Here is a 16,899-nt window from a genome sequence, read left to right on the forward strand (position 1 = left end):
AAGGGTGCTAAAGAATGCTGAATCACTGCTAATCTCTTATGTTGAAGCGCTGAGACCTATAATTTACATTCATCATTTTGACTTCAAGACAATTGATTTAATGTTGAAAAAAATATCTTATAGTGCAAAAATATTGGAATTTAATCCTGCCCTGGGGGCAGTTGATTTTCACAATAAAACCCGTTTAGTTTCATCTGCAGAACAGTGGGATCTCAAGGGGTTTTTAGAAAGCGTATTGGATGAAGGATACGATTATCCGCTTTTTGTTGTACTGAAAGATGTCCATCCGTTCCTGGAGGATCCCGCAATTATTTCCTTATTAAAAATGATAGCGGAAAGAAATATGTACCAGGAGGATTTTTACGCGACGGTCTTTATTGTGGCGTCTAAACTGGTTATTCCGGGTGAGATCGGGGATTACATAACTATCTTTGAGGTTCCGCTCCCTGATGAAACGGAAGTAGCACATATCATTTGTAACTTTGCCGAAGGATATCAGATAGAAGTAGATCCGGATACGTTGGGTGAAATCTCAATATCATTTAAAGGACTGAACGAATTTCAAATCACCCAGATTTTAAATCTGGCCTATCAGGACGGCGGTATAATTGATAAGGGAGACAAGGAACTAATATTAATGGAAAAGGAGCAGTTCATCAAAAAGACAGGCATGCTGGAGATGGTGCCCCTAAAAGAATCCATAGACGATATTGGTGGTCTGGAAATTTTAAAGGAATGGCTGCTTAAAAAATCCAAGGTGTTTAAAAATTTGGATAAAGCCATCAAATTCGGCGTCGATATCCCAAAAGGAATAATGATTGTAGGGATGCCTGGCTGCGGCAAAAGTCTGACAGCCAAAGCGACAGCTCAGTTGTTCGAGATTCCATTAGTCAGACTGGATGTCGGACGGTTACTCGGCAAATATGTAGGAGAATCCGAGGAGAATATGCGTAGGGCGATGAAGCTGGCAGAGGCGATAAGCCCGTGTGTGTTATGGGTGGATGAGATTGAGAAAGCCTTTGCTGGAGTTGGCAGTAATTCCGGAAATGAAGTGACCACGAGATTATTTGGCCAATTCTTAACCTGGATGCAAGAAAAAGAAAATACAGTTTTTATCGTAGCTACGGCGAACGATATATCTAATTTGCCAGCAGAATTCCTCCGCAAAGGGCGGTTTGATGAGCTGTTTTTTGTGGACCTTCCTAAGGAGGAAGAACGGAGAAATATTATTGAGATTCATCTAAAACGGAGGAAAAAGTGGAATAAGTCAATAGATTCTATCCTCCTTATCAAGGAGACTGAGGGCTATAACGGAGCAGACATTGAATCTATTATTAAAGAGACGATAGAACAGGCCTTTATAAATGGCTATAGCCAGATCACAACGGATCATCTCATAACGACGATAAAGGACACTAAGAGCATTTCCGTAACGCTTAAAGAAAAAATTGCCCAAATCAGAAAAACAGTCGTTGATATGGATATTAAACTGGCGAGCAGATCGGAGATCCGGTAATGGATAATGAAGTAGATATTTTATTAATTGATGATGAGCTACACCCGTATTATGGATATGACAATGATTTTGAAGCTCTTAAGGAGCTGGAATTAAGATTTTTAAAAAGCTATCTGGAAAATAAAGATAGAATGAGTGCAGAAACTTGGCTGGCTCAAGAGCTCAATGATGTTCTTCCTGAAATGGAAAAACATGAAATCGATGAGATCTGCCTTGAAATAACTCAAACGGTGCAAACAAATGATGAAAAGCAAAAACACTTAAAATCAGTGATTAATCAAGGAAGAAGTAAAGAAGGCTGGCTGGCCGGAGAGGCTAAAAAGGCGGTTGCACACTTATCAGATAAACAAGCTGCAGAATATTTGGTAAATCTTGATCAGGTAATAAAAGGTGCAAACGATGAAATGGCACGAACAATATTCACCCAAAGCGGAAAAGTTAATTTAAATCCCAATCTGGACGGATTTATTGCTGAACAGTATCATGCTAATACGTTTAACATGAATGCGGCTAGTTCAGGAAGCCCTTATCGGGCAGAAGTCCTGCAGCCAAAGCCTGGACAGACTTATAAGAAAAACTCGGTGGATATTGTAATTAAAGACGGTCAGGGTAAAACTGTAAGAAGATATCAATCAAAATACTGCTCAGATGCTAAATCTACGAGTTCTTCATTTGAGAACGGGAATTACCGGGGTCAACGAAGGCTGGCTCCGGAAGGACAATCAGAGGCTGTCAAAAAATCGTGCGCGCAGTTAGAAGCCCCGGATGGAACTGTAAGTAATACCCTGTCTAAGCAGCAGGCCAAGTCCCTCCAGCGGGATGCACAAAGTGGTCAGAGTATAAATCATAGCTGGAATGAATTTCAGCTTAAGCAATTGGCTGCAGGAATCGGAAAAGAAGCAGGTGTGGCTGCTCTGCAGAGTGCTGCGATCGGGACGGGAATTGATTTAGCAGTTAAGTTGTACCGGGGCGAGGAGATTAAACATCAGGAGATATTAGAGAATGCACTGAAAACCGGGGCAGATACCGGCGTAAAGGTGGCATTGGCAGGTGCGCTTAAAGTGGCAGTTGAAAAAGGTGCTGTAAAGATGATACCTAAAGGTACACCGGTGAGCACACTGACGAGTATAGTTACAGTCGGCGTGGAGAATATCAAGGTTATAAAAAAAGTATCAGATGGTGAATTAACATTACTAGAAGGCTTGAACGAGATGGAAGTGACAACAGTATCTACGATAGCCGGAATTCTTGCATCTACGGAAGGAATGGTGACCGGAGCAGCAATTGGCTCAGTTTTTGGTCCTCCAGGCACCCTTGTAGGTGGTTTTATAGGTGGTATTGTTGGTTACGCAACTGGCTCAAAGGTAGCAGAACAGCTGACCAGGGCTCATCAGAAGTTGAGAACAACGGCTGCTGAGACGTTTGAACGGTCATGGAGTAATGTCAGAAACACCGCCTCGACTGTTTGGCAGAATGCAAAAAGTATAGGACGCTGGTTATGGGCGTAGATATTATCTATAAAACTTAGGACGACCAGTTGACTGTAAATGGTCACCCTCTCCGGCCCGGTCGAGACTGTCTCAGGTTTCACCTCCCGGATTTTGGTTTAGGAAGAGGTTGAGTGGTATAGTTAAACCAGTCCAGCCAAGGAGGTAATACAAAGTGAACCAGCATATTTCGGAAAAGGTTTTGAATGACGGTCTGAAAATACCCGCTATAGGCTTTGGTACGGCCTTTCTGAAAGGCGCAGATGGAGCGAAAGCAATTACGGGAGCTATTGAAGCCGGATATCGGCTGATTGACTCGGCGTTTAATTATGAGAATGAAGGGGCGGTCGGACAGGCTGTCCGCAAGAGCGGATTGCCGAGAGAAGAGCTGCGGATTACTTCGAAGCTTCCGGGGCGTCACCATGCCTATAAAGAGGCATTGGAGACAATTGAGGAGTCCTTATATAGAGCGGGCCTGGATTATTACGATCTGTATCTGATCCACTGGCCTAATCCGAAGACAGATAAATATGTGGAAGCCTGGCAGGCGATGATTGAGGCGAAGAAGCGCGGCTATGTCCGTTCCATCGGGGTCTGCAATTTCCTGCCGGAGCATAATGAACGTATTATTAAAGAGACCGGTGTAGCTCCGAGCATCAATCAGGTGGAGATGCATCCGCTATTCAATCAGGAGCAGCAGCGTGCAAAAGATGCCGAGCACGGCATCGTAACGGAGTCCTGGAGCCCGCTCGGACGCGGCCACAGCATGCTGAAGAATGAGCAGATTGCAGCCATCGCTGCTGCCTACGGCAAAACGCCGACCCAAGCGATTCTGCGCTGGCATATCCAGCTTGGTGCGGTTCCGATTCCGCGGACCGGCTCGGCGGAGCATCAGAAGGAGAATCTTGAAATCTTTGATTTTGAGCTGTCGGATGATGAGATGAAGGTCATTTCAGGCATGAGCCAACCGGACGGACGGCTCTGGGAGCAGAATCCGGCGGAGTATGAAGAAATGTAAATGCTGCATTGTAGCTTTAGTTTAAAAAGAGTGCCTTCCCTGATTAACGGGAAGGCATCTTTCATTGCAGCTCACTCGGCTGCCGCGGAGTATGCTGCTTCCTGGCGGGACGCACAGGGCGGGCTGCCGGAATTCCGGTCATCTCCGGGAGATGCTTCCAGTAGCGCTTTGGCATCATGGAGGCACGCTGCCGGTCGTTCTTGCGCTCTTTGATACCGATGGCATGATAGAAGCTCTGCCACAGGCTGCGGTAGGCAGCCTCCGTCTCATCCGGCTGCGGCGGAATCCATTCATCGAGTGGAACAATGGCGTGCTTGCCCGGCTGGTGAATCAGTGCCACCTTGTGGGTGCGGTCGTAGATCATGAAGCTCTCACTCTGGAACCGGTCGCAGAAATGGTCCTCAATAACAGGCAGAACGTAGCCCTGCGGTTCAATAACCGCTGCCATGACAGGGCCGTATACGGTGAACCGGACGAAGCCCAAATAGTGATGGCCCTCCCGCCGAAGCAGACGGACGGCCTTATTCAGGGCGCAGACCGTATCGTCAGCCAGCATGTTCATGACTGCACCGCCGTGGGTAAAGCCCAGATACAGAAAGTTCAGCAGCAGCATTTCCCTGTCCGGCACGGCAGACCAGAAGCCAAGCCGGACAAGCTCTTCGGCTTCGCGGGAAATCTTCAGGGGGATGGAGCGCAGCACGCGGTCTGCCTTGATCTTGTCAGTCTCGATCCATTTCGCCTCCAGCAGCAGCCCTTGCCCGCTGCCCTCCGAGTGGATGGCCAGCGGGGTTTCCTTCCACTGGTAGCTCTCGAACACGCAGCACAGCAGACCCTCAAAGCTGCCGTCATAGGTATAGGCTAAAGAGATGGTTGCAAACATGGAATTTAACCTCCGTAGCTGAAGGACGCAGCCCGCCCGGCTTCCGGCAGGGCAGCCAAATAGCTGTCATCGAAGAAGGAGAGCTGCTCGATCTCCGGCTGCTGAAACTTGGCCAGCTCCTGCCCGGACATCAGTGAGCGGAGCAGGGTGTGCTCGCCTACCTTGAGCCCTTCCAGCGGCCGGCCCTTGCAGGTGATGAAGAACTGGGCGCGCTTGAGCACAACGCCAAGCTTCTTCAGTGCATGGAAATCGAGCGTTCCGGCCCGGCGGGCCTTGATAATCCGCTGGGCGCTTCTTACTCCGATGCCGGGAACACGCAGCAGCATCTCATACGGCGCGCGGTTGACCTCCACCGGGAACTGCTCACGGTGGTTGATCGCCCAGCTGCATTTCGGATCAAGCAGCGGGTTGAAATTGGGTGCGGCCTCATCAAGCAGCTCTTTGGCCTCGAAGCCGTAGAAACGCAGCAGCCAGTCGGCCTGATACAGCCGGTGCTCGCGCAGCAGCGGCGGCTTGGTGTCCAGAGAGGGCAGCAGGGAGTCTTCGACCACCGGGGTATAAGCGGAATAGAAAATCCGTTTCAGCTTATATTTCTTATATAATCCCTCTGTAAGATTGAGAATCTGATAGTCGGTATCCGGCGTGGCGCCGATGATCATCTGGGTGCTCTGGCCCGCGGGCGCGAAGTGGGGCGCATGCTTGTATTTAACGAGTTCCGTGCTGTTCTCGGTAATCTTGTTCGTAATAAGGCCCATCGGCTGCAAAATGGACTGCTTGCTCTTGTCCGGAGCCAATTTGCGCAGGCTCTCCTGGGAGGGCAGCTCAATATTGACGCTCATGCGGTCAGCGAGCATACCCAGCCGGGACAGCAGGGCGTCGTCTGCGCCGGGGATGGCTTTTACATGAATGTAGCCGCGGAACTGATACTCATTGCGCAGCAGCTCAAGGGCGGCAATCAGCTGCTCGGTTGTATAATCGGGACTGCGCATAATGCCGGAGCTGAGGAACAGCCCCTCTATATAGTTACGGCGGTAAAACTGCATCGTAATGTCAGCAATCTCCTGCGGGGTAAAAGCGGCCCGGCGTACCGGATTGGACTTGCGGTTGATGCAATAGGCACAATCATAGATACAGCCGTTGGTCATCAGCACCTTGAGCAGCGAAATGCAGCGCCCGTCTGCGGCAAAGCTGTGGCAGATTCCAAAGCTGACCGCGTTGCCCAGGCTTCCGGCCTGGCCGGAGCGCTGTGAACCGCTTGAGGTGCAGGCGACATCATACTTGGCCGATTCTGTCAAAATTTCTAGCTTCTCCATCATATCCATCGTTACACACTCCTCATTAGCAAAATTATATACCGAACAAATGTTCCTGTCAAAATTCAAACAAGTACCTGTTACCCGGGTGGCTGAAGGAGTTCTATGGGGTTATTTTTACCGTAACAGGGCATTCTTATTGTTCCTGATCGGAGAGGAGATGGAAGTTTTATTGGATGAGGGACGCCAAGAAATGTAACCGCATTCCTGCTTATGCTATAATAGCAACTAACAGAGATAGAAAGAGCTTTGCCAAAATTAGAATGGGAGTGTTGCGGGAATGAGGAAATATAATATTTGGCGGCCGATCATGCTGATTCTGGTTGTCCTGGTGACGAGATCGCTGGTAACCACAATCTGTCTGCTGTTTGGCATGTCAGAGGAGTCGGCCAGCAGTATCGCTATGATCGGGATGGTTATTGCTGCACTGATTATGTATAACCGGATGATGAAAGCGACCAGGCGAAAATAAACCCTGTGCAAGGCGAATGAATGAATTTATTAAGGATCATCGGCAAGTAAACCTCTCCTTACAAAAGACTGACGGCAGACTGGCCGGCTTCCGGATTGCCAAAGAGGGGTTTCTTTTTTTTGCATTTGTATAAAAAAAGGGCGCCCCAAGCAGCCGTCTTAAGACTGGCTTGAGGGCGTCCTTTCTGCTGTGCAGCGGATCATGCGGATTACTGATGCCTGGAGTAGAGCAGCCAGACGAGCTCCCGGCGGCTGCTGGTCCCGGCGTACTTGAAACAAGAGGGCTGCTGCCCTCTTTTTGCACAAAAATGGCTGTAAATCCAATCAAACCTTTGATAATTGTAAGGGTATTCTTTATAGTAAGGGGAGAACCTGCAAAGGATAGGAATCTTACAACCGGGAGGAAACAAATTGAGCACTGATAAAATCGGAATTCCGTTGGAAGGCTTTGCTGAATTTAGCAGAATCGTAGCTGCAGAGGGCGCTGTCCTGCTGCGTAATGAAGGAAATGTGCTGCCGCTGCGTGATAACGAAACCGCTTCAGTTTTTGGCAGAATCCAAGTGAACTACTACCGCAGCGGTACTGGATCGGGCGGAAGCGTGAATGTGGCATATACCACGAATCTGCTGGACGGGCTGCGCAGCAAGGAGAATATTAAGGTCAATGAAGAGCTGGCCGCGGTCTATGAGAATTGGATTCAGGAGCATCCGTTCGACAACGGCGGGGGCGGATGGGCCGCTGAACCGTGGCACCAGAAGGAAATGCCGCTGACGGATGAACTGGTGAAGCAGGCCAGAAGCGTGTCCGATAAGGCAATCATCGTTATCGGGCGCACTGCCGGCGAAGACCAGGATAATGCGGATGCGGCGGGAAGCTACCAGCTGACCGGGGATGAGAAGACGATGCTGAAGCAGGTGACGGCCTATTTCGAGCAAACCATTGTCGTGCTGAACGTATCGAACATTATTGATATGAGCTGGCTGAATGATGAAAGTTATACCAATCCGATCTCTTCAGTTATCTACTCCTGGCAGGGCGGGATGGAAGGCGGCAATGCGATTGCCGACGTGCTGGCCGGAGACGTTACGCCTAGCGGCAAGCTGACCGATACCATTGCGTATTCAATCAATGATTATCCGTCGACGGTTAACTATGGCAACGAATTCAAGAACCTGTACCAGGAAGATATTTATGTGGGCTACCGGTATTTTGAGACGTTTTGTCCGGAAAAGGTCCAGTTTGAATTCGGCTACGGGCTCTCTTATACCACTTTCAGCGTAGAACCGCAAGAAGCCAGGCTGTTCACCAAGGACGAGAAAACCTATGCATGGATCGACGTAACCGTAACCAATACTGGAAGTACTTATGCCGGAAAAGAAGTCGTACAGGCCTACTACGAAGCCCCGCAGGGCAAGCTGGGTAAACCGGCAAAGGTTCTGGCGGCCTTCGGTAAGACCGGGGTGCTGTATCCGGGTGAATCCGAGACGATTGCTCTTAGCTTCGAGCTGCGGACTATGGCTTCCTATGATGATGCCGGAGTAACAGGACATCCGTCGGCCTATGTGCTGGAAGCCGGAACCTACCGGCTGTATGCAGGGACAAGTGTAAAGCAGGCTGTGCCTGTCGGCCTTGAAGGCAAAGAGGGATATGTGCTGGAAGAACTCGAAGTAGTGGAGCAGCTGCAGGAGGCGCTGGCGCCTTCGGAGAGCTTCACCAGAATGATGCCGGGCGCCCGCCGGGCGGACGGCTCCTATGAGCTTGTCTATGTTGAAGCGCCCAAGCAGAAGATTTCGCTGGCCGAGCGCATTGAGCGAAACCTGCCGCAGAGTCTGGAGCAGACCGGTGACCAGGGCTATAAGCTGCGCGATGTGCAGGAGGGTAAAATCAGCCTGACTGCGTTCATCGCCCAGCTGAGTGATGAGGACCTGGCCGCGCTGGTCAGAGGCGAAGGGATGAGCAGCCCGCTGGTTACGCCGGGAACGGCTTCAGCCTTCGGCGGCGTAACCGATTCGCTGTACAGCTACGGTATTCCGGTGGCCTGTACATCTGACGGCCCGTCCGGTATTCGTATGGACAGCGGGCAGAAGGCGACCCAGGTTTCGATCGGAACGCTGCTGGCGGCAACGTGGAACGCGGATCTGGTTGAAGAGCTGTATGTGCTGGAGGGACAGGAGCTGCTGCGCAACAACATTGATACGCTGCTCGGACCGGGACTCAACATCCGCCGCAGCCCGTTGAACGGGCGCAACTTTGAATATTTCTCCGAGGATCCGCTGGTCTCCGGCGTATTCGCCGCAGCCTGCACCCGCGGGATCCGTAAAGGCGGATCAAGTGCAACGCTGAAACATTTTGCCTGCAACAATCAGGAGAAATACCGCAGCAAGGTGGATGCGGTTGTATCGGAACGCGCTCTGCGCGAGATTTATCTGAAGGGCTTTGAGATTGCGGTCAAAGAGGGCGGAGCGAATTCAATCATGACCTCTTATAATCCGGTTAACGGACACTGGGCGGCATCCAACTATGACCTGAATACAACCATTCTCCGCGGCGAATGGGGCTTCAAGGGTATCGTGATGACTGACTGGTGGGCAGTAATGAACGACTGTGCCGAAGGCGGCCCGGCTGACCGGAAGTACACAAACTGGATGGTCCGCGCCCAGAATGACCTGTATATGGTTGTCAGCAACTATGGTGCGGAAACCAACGCTTACGGCGATAACACCATTGAGGCGCTGGCGAACGGTACGCTGACCCGCGGAGAGCTGCAGCGCAGCGCGGTTAACATTCTGGAATTCATCCTTCAGGCGCCGGTCTCCTCCAGAGAGCAAGTGATCGAAGAGACGGTTGAGTCCTTTACAGCTGTGCCGGCCCTGGCGGCAGAACAGGCGCAGACGCTGTCCGCCCAGGGACAGGTTACACTGACTGCAGAAGGCACCGCCGTCTTGAATGTGGAGCAGGCCGGTGTGTACCGGCTGTTTGCCCGTGTCATGTCCCCGGATACCGAGCTGGCGCAGAGCGCATGCAACCTGAACCTGAACGGCCGGACGGTGACAACCGTTCAGACGAACGGTACTGAAGGCCGCTGGATTCAGCTGAAGCTGGTTAAGGCGCAACTGGAAGCCGGTTTGTATGAGCTGACCCTGGAGCATGTGAAACCTGGGATGCAGGTGGAAGCTATCGAATTTAAACTGGTGTAGGATAAGGCCTAAGCGCCTATTCCAGCCCTGAAGCAAAAGGCACTACGGCCCCGGCCGAGTGTCTTTTGCTTTTTTTTGGTTATATAACAGGTAAGCAACTATCCGGCTCCCGGTTCCGTCTTAGAGATACAGCCGCTTAGGATTTGACACCTTACTACTACTTCATGGGAGATGAGTGCGACATGAAAAAAGCAATACTGCTAACAACGATAATGTGCAGCCTGGCCTTGGCCGGCTGCGGGAATAACGCACAGCAGAATACCAATTCGGCCGGATCAGACCCGGCCGTACAGGAGACGGCTGCGCCGGCAGCAACGGCTCCAGCCACCGCTGCACCGGAAGAAACGGCAGCCGCGGCAACGGCAACAACGGCTCCGGCGGCAACAGCGGCTGCTGAGCAGACACCGGCGGCTTCCGCCGTCAAGCAGAAGTATCTGGACAAGCTGGATGCTGTGGAAGCCGGGCTTGGCGATCTGCAGGAGCAATATGATTCCGGGGTAACGGCCTCCATGACCGAGGCTGCAACCAAGGAATATGAGCGCTGGGATAAGGCTTTGAACGAAGTGTACACTGCGCTCAAGAGCCTGCTCTCCGAGAGCGAAATGGCTGAGCTCAAGGAGAAGCAGCTGGAGTGGATCACCTACCGGGATAAAACAGCGGAGGAAGCGGCGGCTAAATATGAAGGCGGCACGATGCAGCCGCTGGAATATGTGGCTGTGCTGGCAAGCACTACAAAAGAAAGAAGCTATGAGCTTGTGAATATGTACATGAAGTAAGCCTGCCGGATACAATAAGGCCGGGCAGTGGTTTTCCTGATTCCAGGAGACCGCTGTCCGGCCTTTTTACCGGTTTACAAGCCGTGGCTGCTATTCATTATTCATAAGTCCCTTCAGCCCGTTCATAAACGGCCGGATCTGCTTAATCATGCCATAGCCCATCTTCACGACCGGCATCGCCCGGCGGATTAGGCCGAAGAAGCGCAGCCCGCCGCCCATCAGCCCGCCCAGCCCGCCGCCCATCAGCCCGCCGAGTCCGGCGCCGGCGCCGCCCGCTCCGCCCAGGTTGCCAAGCAGCGGCCCCAGGAGCGGCATAAAAGCGGACACCTCAGCCTGCTTGGCGCGGGCAGTAGAGGCACTTCCCGCTTTTTTGCGGGCGCGCGGTTGGACGGAGAGGACCACCCCCTCTTTTTCACAGCCGGTTATCCATCCCACATACGTCCGTCCGTCATGCAGCGTAACGCAGACCTTGCGGCCCTTCAGCTGTTTGGCCTGCCTGCGGACTTTTGCTGAATTTCCCATCAAGGATCACCTCGCTTCCTGTTTACTTTATAGTACACAGGGATGCGGATACGGCTTGTGCTGATGTGTATGCGCCTGCAAGCTTTTTTACAGGGAGATGGCAATGCGGCATATGACCGTAAGCGGTAAATAACAGTTGAGAAATGGGCACCGGATAGAGTAGTATAGCAGCGTCAAAAAGGTTGGGAGAGCCCACAATGACAAATTTTCGTGACCAGCTTATTGCCCGCTATAAGTTCGATGATGCAGCAAATGCCGGCAAAGTCAGCTCGGGACAGGGCCAGGGACAGGACGGCACAGTTTCCGGCAAAATAGTACCGGCAGTATGTGAGGTAGGCGGGAGAACGGCTGCCAAGTTCGCAGGGGGACCCGGCGGCACCTCCTATATTCAGCTGCCTGGGAGCGCATTTTTGATTACCGCAAAAGCGAAGCCGGACCCTATCTGTTCCTGACCCGCGGGCTGCGCGGTACTCTGACGGCGGGAGGAGATCTGTCGTCTGATCCGGGACGTGGTTATGCTATGGGGGGGTGGATTCATTCTGCGCTGTCTGTCACCGGGACGCAGGGCGGGACGCTGAGCAGCGCCGGTCCGGTGGTCTATATCAATGGTGAGGCGGCGGCCGACGGCTCCATTCTCGGTATCGGTAACTGGGTGCGGACCTCCCTAGCTTCCGGGACGAAGGCATCCGGCTAAAGGGAGCTGTCAATATCTCGGGGGTACAGCTCATGCAGCCCGGTCTGCCGGAACAGCTGACGGAGGCACTGGCAGACAACGGGCTTACGGCAGATAGTCTGGAGCTGGAAATCACGGAGACGGTGCTGATGTCGGACGAGGACATCATCTCCTCTCTCATACACCTTTGCAGCATGGGACTTTGCATCTCGCTCGATGACTTTGGCACCGGCTTCTCGTCGCTGAGCTATCTGCGGACCTTCCCGGTAGATCTTATCAAGATTGACCGGTCTTTTGTTCCGGCATTCAGCCGGGGGCTTCCGACGATACACTCGTCCGCGCAATTATTGAACTCAGCCACAGCCTTGGCCTGCGGCTCGTTTCCAAAGGGGGGAGCTGAGAGAGCAGTTAGACCTGCTGTGTGTTCCTGGAAGCGACCCGCTTCAGGGTTACTTCATCAGCAGACTGCTGCCTCCACAAGAGAGTCCTCCGTAAACATACGGTAGGGCACTGCAAATGAGATCAAACCGGCAATTTCCTTTTTTGCTATGATCCATAGTGAAAGGAGAGAGGCTTCAATGTACGAATGGAATGAGATGGTCCAGCGGATGATTGACTGGATTGACAGTGATCTTACGGACGCGCCAACCCTGCTGCGGATGTCAGAGCAGCTTGGCTACTCGCCGTACTACTGCACCAGGCAGTTTCATGCACTGACCGGAATGACGGTGCGTGACTATATCCGGCTGCGGCGGATCAGCCGTGCCGCCCTGGAGCTCCGCGATACGGATGACCGTATTCTGGATATAGCCGTTAAGTACGGATTTTCATCGCACGAGGCGTTCTCGCGGGCGTTTGTGAAGGCCTTCAGGCTGACGCCCGGAGCGTACCGTGCAGCCCGCAGCCCCATTCCGCTGGCCATTCGTGCCGAGGTATTCTCCCCTTATCACTACTTGATGAAGGAGCGGGAAAAAATGCGGGAGGTTCATCTGCAGGCAGCGGAGATTAAGCTGGAGTTCATACCGGACCATAAATTTATCGGTATCTGGGACCCGGATTCGGTCAATTACGGCGGATTCTGGAACAACGGGCATAACTGTGACGAGGTGTCTGGAACACTGGAGAGCATGTCTCATCATACGCTGGAGGGGCAGCTGGGCCAGACAGCCGGTTGGTTCTACGTGAACGGGCGCAAAGGCTATCTGTACGGAATCCCGGTGTCTGCTGATTATACCGGTGAGGTTCCGGAGGGGATGGAGTGCCGGGATATCCCGGCTTCGGAGTACCTGGTCTTTTTCCACCCGCCGTTTGATTACCTGCAGGATAACGGGGCTGTGATGCGCATAGTCGAGGAAGTAGCCTGGAGCTACGATCCTGCACAGATGGGCTATGTCTGGGACGAGGAAATGAAGCAGGATTATCAGCGCCATTTTCCGGAAGGCTATGGCTATGCCGTGTTGCGGCCGGTGAAGAAGGCTGGTTCGGAGTAAGTAGGGGTATACGGAATGAAGAAGAATGAAGCCGCCTGTCTGGGCGGCTTTTTGTTGTTGGCGTTCGGACTCCGAAAGTGGGCGGACGGACGAAATCAAAGGCAAAAATGCCTCTGAATCCGCCGAAAGTAGGCGGACGGACGAAATCAGAGGCAAAAATGCCTTTGAATCCGCCGAAAGCGGGCAGACGGACGAAATCAGAGGCAAAAATGCCTTTGAATCCGCCGAAAGCGGGCGGACGGACCAAGACCGTTAGGCCTAATACCAGTCCTTAACCATTAGCAGCAGCCTACTGTAACTGAGCCTGTTCCAGTATCGCCGCTGCCAGCTCATCGCCGCGCCGGTCGAGTCCGGCGATGGTATGCAGCAGCTCTGCCTGCCGCTTGCGGCTCTCCCGGTTCCAGAGCTGCTTAGGGGAGGCATGCGCTTCAAGGGCGGCCGGTAAAGGCATGCTGCTGTAGAAGGAGCTGAGCAGTGTATCCATCTGTTCATAGTCAGCGGCCATCTCGCTCATAAGCGCAACTGCTGACGGATGGTGCACCAGACCCAGAGAGGCCTTAAGATAGACGGCTGCACTTCTCCGGGCATCAGTGAGCGCCATCATGCAGAAGTGATTGACGCTATAACGGCGTATGAATGTCCCGGCATCCGCAGCTGTATACCAGTCCTCATCCAGCAGACCATCCTGCCAAGAAGCCAGCGCTTTATATCCCACATGGTAGTCCGGCTGCCCGTTTGCCTGCATAGCTTCCAGCTTGATCCGGAGTGAAGCGTACAGGCTGTCCAGTGCCGGCGGAATATCATCGTGCTTTTCCAGATAGAGCAGCTTATACGGCCAGTGGTCTACGTACAGATAACCCTTGCTGCTCTTCATGGCCTCCTGAAACTCGGGATCATCCTTCAGCTCCGTAAAGGTCTCCTCATCGAAATAGCTGCGGCACAGCAGCGTGTTTCCGTTATCGAGATAGCCTGTTATGACTCCCCACTCAGGAGCTACCCTCAGGTTCAGGGCGACCGGCAGGCGCTGATGATGGAGGCTCTCCATGATGGTGAGCTTTTCCTGTTTACGTTCTTCGGATGTCAGCCGGTTTGCCCAGCTTGCCAGGAGGCCGTAAGCCTGGATGACTGGCGGGGTGAAGTCATAGGCGGCGAGGGCGTCAGCTGCGCTATAATCCCATACCGGGGCAAAAGCGGCTCTCCAGCAAGCCCCGGAAACGCCCATCACTGCTTCATAGCTGGTCTCGATCCCCATGACAGACAAGGAGGTGTAGAGCGCCCCCGCCCATGAGCAGTCCATTCCTCTGCCGAAGCCGAGACGGTTTACCTTTTCGATGATGCAATGCCGGCGGCCTGATTCCGCTGCAAACAGCCGGGCCCGGTCAGAGGTGTAATGAATCCGTTCCCCCTCGGCGCAGCTTACTGCATGAATCCCGTCCGCATTCAGATAGACGAGCAGCAGATATTCACTGCCCTCATGCCCCATTGTGCTTGGAAAAAGCTCTTGATCGACCGTAAATTGCGTCCATTCAAAATAAGCATAGTGCTTCATTTTTTGTAGCACATCCCGCCCGGCCCGTTCATTGCCGTATGCTGCATGAACAAAAGTAAGCCCGCTTTTGCCCAAAGGATAGTCTTGTGAATGCACATCAATCTGCAAAAGCTGCCCCTTGAGCACAAACGTTAAATAAATCCCGGAGGGGGTCCCGTATTTGACAAGGAGCAGCTTAGCCCGGTCGCTTTGCAGCAATCCCTGGAAAAACTGGTCACCGAGACTTAATGTGAGCGTATTTCCGGTTATGAGCTGGTTTACCCAATGAGTGACGTCCTGCTGTTCATTACCGTCGGTATAGACGGCGGAGAGCACCGCAAGCTCCTGCGGCAGCAGAAGGCTGTCGATGGAATGCCCCAGAACGGCGGAGAGGAGCGGAAGGGTAGAGGTTTCAGGCAGGGATCTGCCGGTCTCCCATTTGGATACGGCCTGGGCGCTGACATGCAGCTGTTCAGCCAGCTGCTCCTGGGATAGCTGTTTTTCTCTCCGCAGTATGGCGATCCGTCTGCCTACCTGTTCACTATTGATCATTATTTTTTCTCCCGGATTCAAATTCGACGTCGTAATTCCATTATAATTCCCTCCGGTGTAATGAACAGCGATTCGAGCAGGGGGAGCACCGCAGAAAATCAACTGCAGGTTGACCGCTACGAGGGCTTCAGCTCGCCGTGAAGCTGATTCAGGATAGAGGCATGCCAGGGGTACAGCTCGCCCGGGGAGATAGAGAAGAATTTGTGTTTATCCACTGCGATCCGGTCTCCGTCAACCGAGGTAAAACGGATAAAAGGCTCTGCCGACAGCAGGGACAGGCGCGCTCTGGCCGTCCAAGCTTCTACAGGGAGGGTGTCATGTGACAGGAGGAGCTTCAGCAGGTCATAAAAGGTTTTGTGCATCACATTAAGCGGGTACTCCGGACATTCCAGACTGATGAGATAAGTATCGATTTCGTGCCAGTAATGGTCCATGGCCGCCTGCCGGTTCTTCAGGCTTTCCGGAGAAAAGTCACCGGTATCCATAATCCGCATCAGGCCGCTTTCCCAGCCTGCCGGTGTCCACGGAAGTGTACGGCTCAGATGAAACAGCCATTTCGGATGCGGCACATACTCACCGTTGGCGGTGAATAAGGCTTCGATTAGCTGAGCGGCTGCTGTATTCAGCATGGCATGCCCCTGCACGCTGTCCCCCCGGTGCAGCCAGATATCGCCGGCCAGCCGGTAATGCCACCAGCAGTTGAACAACACGCCTTCAGCTTGCAGCCGCCCCGGACGTTCGGCCAGCTTCGTGCGGATCAGTCCAGCGATATGCCCCTCGGGATCATGCAGTATCCCTGCATAGGACAGATCCCACAGGGCTGTACTGTCCCAAGTCTTCCCCAGCTCTTCTTCCAGGCTTACAGCCTTGATATCATAGAGGTAGCCGCCAATTCTGGTTATGCCGAGCGGCAGCGGGGAACACCCGCCGGTCCACAGTGCATACTGCCTTGCCTCCAGATAAAAAACCAGATCAATCTCCGATAACTCATCGGCATATCCCCGTGAGCATCCGCCGTTCAGGGTTATTCCGCAGACTCCTTCCAGGGCAGCAAAACAGGGCAGCCGTTCATCCAGCTCCTTCAGCATGCCGGCAAGCAGATTTGGGCTGGTTACTGTTACATACGGTCTATTCATATTCATCACCTCAATCCCAATATATAGCAGACCACAGAAAGAAGCATTGGAGTTTTTTTATGAAATTCAAAAAAATAACTTGCGCGATTCTGAAATCCATGGTATATTCATTCTTGTGCCGCGATAAACGATTTGCGGTCGTGGCGGAATTGGCAGACGCGCACGGTTCAGGTCCGTGTGGTAGCAATACCGTGGAGGTTCGAGTCCTCTCGACCGCATAACAGCAAAGAAGCTTCCGAATTGCCCTTGGGCAGTCCGGAAGCTTCTTTCATTATATCGGGTTGGATGCGTGGTTAGCGGGGTGGAGGGCGCTGTTGAGTGGTCGAGTACAGTTCTGTA

The 16,899-nt window shown here is 52.7% G+C and carries 16 protein-coding genes and 1 tRNA gene; 12 read left to right on the plus strand and 5 right to left on the minus strand.

The features are described 5' to 3' along the window. The first annotated feature begins 4 nt into the window (after nucleotides 1-4). The 3 genes from M2108_RS09290 to M2108_RS09300 all read left to right on the plus strand — a co-directional run bounded on the left by M2108_RS09290 (nucleotide 5) and on the right by M2108_RS09300 (nucleotide 4,021). The gene (locus tag M2108_RS09290) at nucleotides 5-1,516 is read left to right on the plus strand and encodes an AAA family ATPase (RefSeq protein ID WP_277468820.1); all 1,512 of its coding nucleotides are present in this window, start codon (nucleotides 5-7) and stop codon (nucleotides 1,514-1,516) included. Next, complete coding sequence (locus tag M2108_RS09295; protein ID WP_277468821.1) at nucleotides 1,516-3,024, plus strand: hypothetical protein; 1,509 nt, start codon at nucleotides 1,516-1,518, stop codon at nucleotides 3,022-3,024. The genes M2108_RS09290 and M2108_RS09295 overlap by 1 nt, the downstream gene beginning before the upstream one ends. A gap of 154 nt (nucleotides 3,025-3,178) precedes the next feature. Further along, nucleotides 3,179-4,021 carry an aldo/keto reductase gene (locus M2108_RS09300; RefSeq protein WP_277468822.1) on the plus strand — a complete coding sequence of 281 codons (843 nt, stop codon included), beginning with the start codon at nucleotides 3,179-3,181 and terminating at the stop codon, nucleotides 4,019-4,021. 61 nt (nucleotides 4,022-4,082) lie between these two features. On the opposite strand, the gene M2108_RS09305 is transcribed toward M2108_RS09300, so the two are convergent. Beyond that, entirely contained in the window at nucleotides 4,083-4,901 is an 819-nt protein-coding gene (locus M2108_RS09305) for a TIGR03915 family putative DNA repair protein (RefSeq protein WP_277468823.1), read from the minus strand. Nucleotides 4,902-4,906: 5 nt separating this feature from the next. Then, nucleotides 4,907-6,223: a putative DNA modification/repair radical SAM protein gene (locus M2108_RS09310; protein ID WP_277468824.1), complete on the minus strand. Its 1,317-nt coding sequence runs from the start codon at nucleotides 6,221-6,223 to the stop codon at nucleotides 4,907-4,909. A gap of 271 nt (nucleotides 6,224-6,494) precedes the next feature. Between M2108_RS09310 and M2108_RS09315 the strand changes: the two genes are divergently transcribed. From M2108_RS09315 to M2108_RS09325, 3 genes are all read left to right on the plus strand, one after another. Further along, entirely contained in the window at nucleotides 6,495-6,686 is a 192-nt protein-coding gene (locus M2108_RS09315; protein ID WP_277468825.1) for a hypothetical protein, read from the plus strand. Nucleotides 6,687-7,096: 410 nt separating this feature from the next. After that, nucleotides 7,097-9,883 (plus strand): glycoside hydrolase family 3 C-terminal domain-containing protein, encoded by a 2,787-nt coding sequence (locus M2108_RS09320; protein ID WP_277468826.1) that lies wholly within the window; start codon nucleotides 7,097-7,099, stop codon nucleotides 9,881-9,883. Nucleotides 9,884-10,065: 182 nt separating this feature from the next. Next, nucleotides 10,066-10,659: a lysozyme inhibitor LprI family protein gene (locus M2108_RS09325; RefSeq protein ID WP_277468827.1), complete on the plus strand. Its 594-nt coding sequence runs from the start codon at nucleotides 10,066-10,068 to the stop codon at nucleotides 10,657-10,659. 90 nt (nucleotides 10,660-10,749) lie between these two features. Here M2108_RS09325 and M2108_RS09330 read toward each other — a convergent pair whose 3' ends face one another. After that, nucleotides 10,750-11,181: a hypothetical protein gene (locus M2108_RS09330; protein ID WP_277468828.1), complete on the minus strand. Its 432-nt coding sequence runs from the start codon at nucleotides 11,179-11,181 to the stop codon at nucleotides 10,750-10,752. Nucleotides 11,182-11,378: 197 nt separating this feature from the next. Here M2108_RS09330 and M2108_RS09335 point away from each other — a divergent pair, with 197 nt between their 5' ends. The 5 genes from M2108_RS09335 (at nucleotide 11,379) to M2108_RS09355 (ending at nucleotide 13,600) form a co-directional block, all read left to right on the plus strand. Beyond that, a complete protein-coding gene (locus M2108_RS09335) occupies nucleotides 11,379-11,633 on the plus strand; it encodes a hypothetical protein (RefSeq protein ID WP_277468829.1) in 255 nt (84 codons plus the stop codon). A 68-nt stretch (nucleotides 11,634-11,701) separates the two neighbouring features. Beyond that, nucleotides 11,702-11,875: a hypothetical protein gene (locus tag M2108_RS09340; RefSeq protein WP_277468830.1), complete on the plus strand. Its 174-nt coding sequence runs from the start codon at nucleotides 11,702-11,704 to the stop codon at nucleotides 11,873-11,875. A 32-nt stretch (nucleotides 11,876-11,907) separates the two neighbouring features. Then, complete coding sequence (locus M2108_RS09345) at nucleotides 11,908-12,360, plus strand: EAL domain-containing protein (RefSeq protein ID WP_346780551.1); 453 nt, start codon at nucleotides 11,908-11,910, stop codon at nucleotides 12,358-12,360. 72 nt (nucleotides 12,361-12,432) lie between these two features. Next, nucleotides 12,433-13,344 (plus strand): AraC family transcriptional regulator, encoded by a 912-nt coding sequence (locus M2108_RS09350; protein ID WP_277468831.1) that lies wholly within the window; start codon nucleotides 12,433-12,435, stop codon nucleotides 13,342-13,344. Nucleotides 13,345-13,369: 25 nt separating this feature from the next. Then, a complete protein-coding gene (locus tag M2108_RS09355; protein ID WP_277468832.1) occupies nucleotides 13,370-13,600 on the plus strand; it encodes a hypothetical protein in 231 nt (76 codons plus the stop codon). Between the two features lie 33 nt (nucleotides 13,601-13,633). Here M2108_RS09355 and M2108_RS09360 read toward each other — a convergent pair whose 3' ends face one another. Together M2108_RS09360 and M2108_RS09365 are read right to left on the minus strand one after the other, a co-directional pair. Continuing rightward, nucleotides 13,634-15,424 (minus strand): helix-turn-helix domain-containing protein, encoded by a 1,791-nt coding sequence (locus M2108_RS09360; protein ID WP_277468833.1) that lies wholly within the window; start codon nucleotides 15,422-15,424, stop codon nucleotides 13,634-13,636. A 116-nt stretch (nucleotides 15,425-15,540) separates the two neighbouring features. Then, the gene (locus tag M2108_RS09365) at nucleotides 15,541-16,560 is read right to left on the minus strand and encodes a hypothetical protein (protein ID WP_277468834.1); all 1,020 of its coding nucleotides are present in this window, start codon (nucleotides 16,558-16,560) and stop codon (nucleotides 15,541-15,543) included. Nucleotides 16,561-16,694: 134 nt separating this feature from the next. Between M2108_RS09365 and M2108_RS09370 the strand changes: the two genes are divergently transcribed. Next, a tRNA-Leu gene (locus M2108_RS09370) sits at nucleotides 16,695-16,778 on the plus strand. The last annotated feature ends 121 nt before the right edge of the window (nucleotides 16,779-16,899 follow it).

It is taken from the genome of Paenibacillus sp. PastM-3 (assembly GCF_029893965.1).
Lineage (GTDB): Bacteria > Bacillota > Bacilli > Paenibacillales > Paenibacillaceae > Paenibacillus_AQ.

Excerpts from the sequence above, each read along its gene's own strand:
- M2108_RS09295 (WP_277468821.1), top strand. The coding sequence starts at position 1,516 with ATGGATAATGAAGTAGATATTTTATTAATTGATGATGAGCTACACCCG.
- M2108_RS09305 (WP_277468823.1), bottom strand. The coding sequence starts at position 4,901 with ATGTTTGCAACCATCTCTTTAGCCTATACCTATGACGGCAGCTTTGAG.
- M2108_RS09310 (WP_277468824.1), bottom strand. The coding sequence starts at position 6,223 with ATGGATATGATGGAGAAGCTAGAAATTTTGACAGAATCGGCCAAGTAT.
- M2108_RS09315 (WP_277468825.1), top strand. The coding sequence starts at position 6,495 with ATGAGGAAATATAATATTTGGCGGCCGATCATGCTGATTCTGGTTGTC.
- M2108_RS09325 (WP_277468827.1), top strand. The coding sequence starts at position 10,066 with ATGAAAAAAGCAATACTGCTAACAACGATAATGTGCAGCCTGGCCTTG.
- M2108_RS09330 (WP_277468828.1), bottom strand. The coding sequence starts at position 11,181 with ATGGGAAATTCAGCAAAAGTCCGCAGGCAGGCCAAACAGCTGAAGGGC.
- M2108_RS09335 (WP_277468829.1), top strand. The coding sequence starts at position 11,379 with ATGACAAATTTTCGTGACCAGCTTATTGCCCGCTATAAGTTCGATGAT.
- M2108_RS09340 (WP_277468830.1), top strand. The coding sequence starts at position 11,702 with ATGGGGGGGTGGATTCATTCTGCGCTGTCTGTCACCGGGACGCAGGGC.
- M2108_RS09345 (WP_346780551.1), top strand. The coding sequence starts at position 11,908 with ATGCAGCCCGGTCTGCCGGAACAGCTGACGGAGGCACTGGCAGACAAC.
- M2108_RS09350 (WP_277468831.1), top strand. The coding sequence starts at position 12,433 with ATGTACGAATGGAATGAGATGGTCCAGCGGATGATTGACTGGATTGAC.
- M2108_RS09355 (WP_277468832.1), top strand. The coding sequence starts at position 13,370 with ATGAAGCCGCCTGTCTGGGCGGCTTTTTGTTGTTGGCGTTCGGACTCC.
- M2108_RS09360 (WP_277468833.1), bottom strand. The coding sequence starts at position 15,424 with ATGATCAATAGTGAACAGGTAGGCAGACGGATCGCCATACTGCGGAGA.
- M2108_RS09365 (WP_277468834.1), bottom strand. The coding sequence starts at position 16,560 with ATGAATAGACCGTATGTAACAGTAACCAGCCCAAATCTGCTTGCCGGC.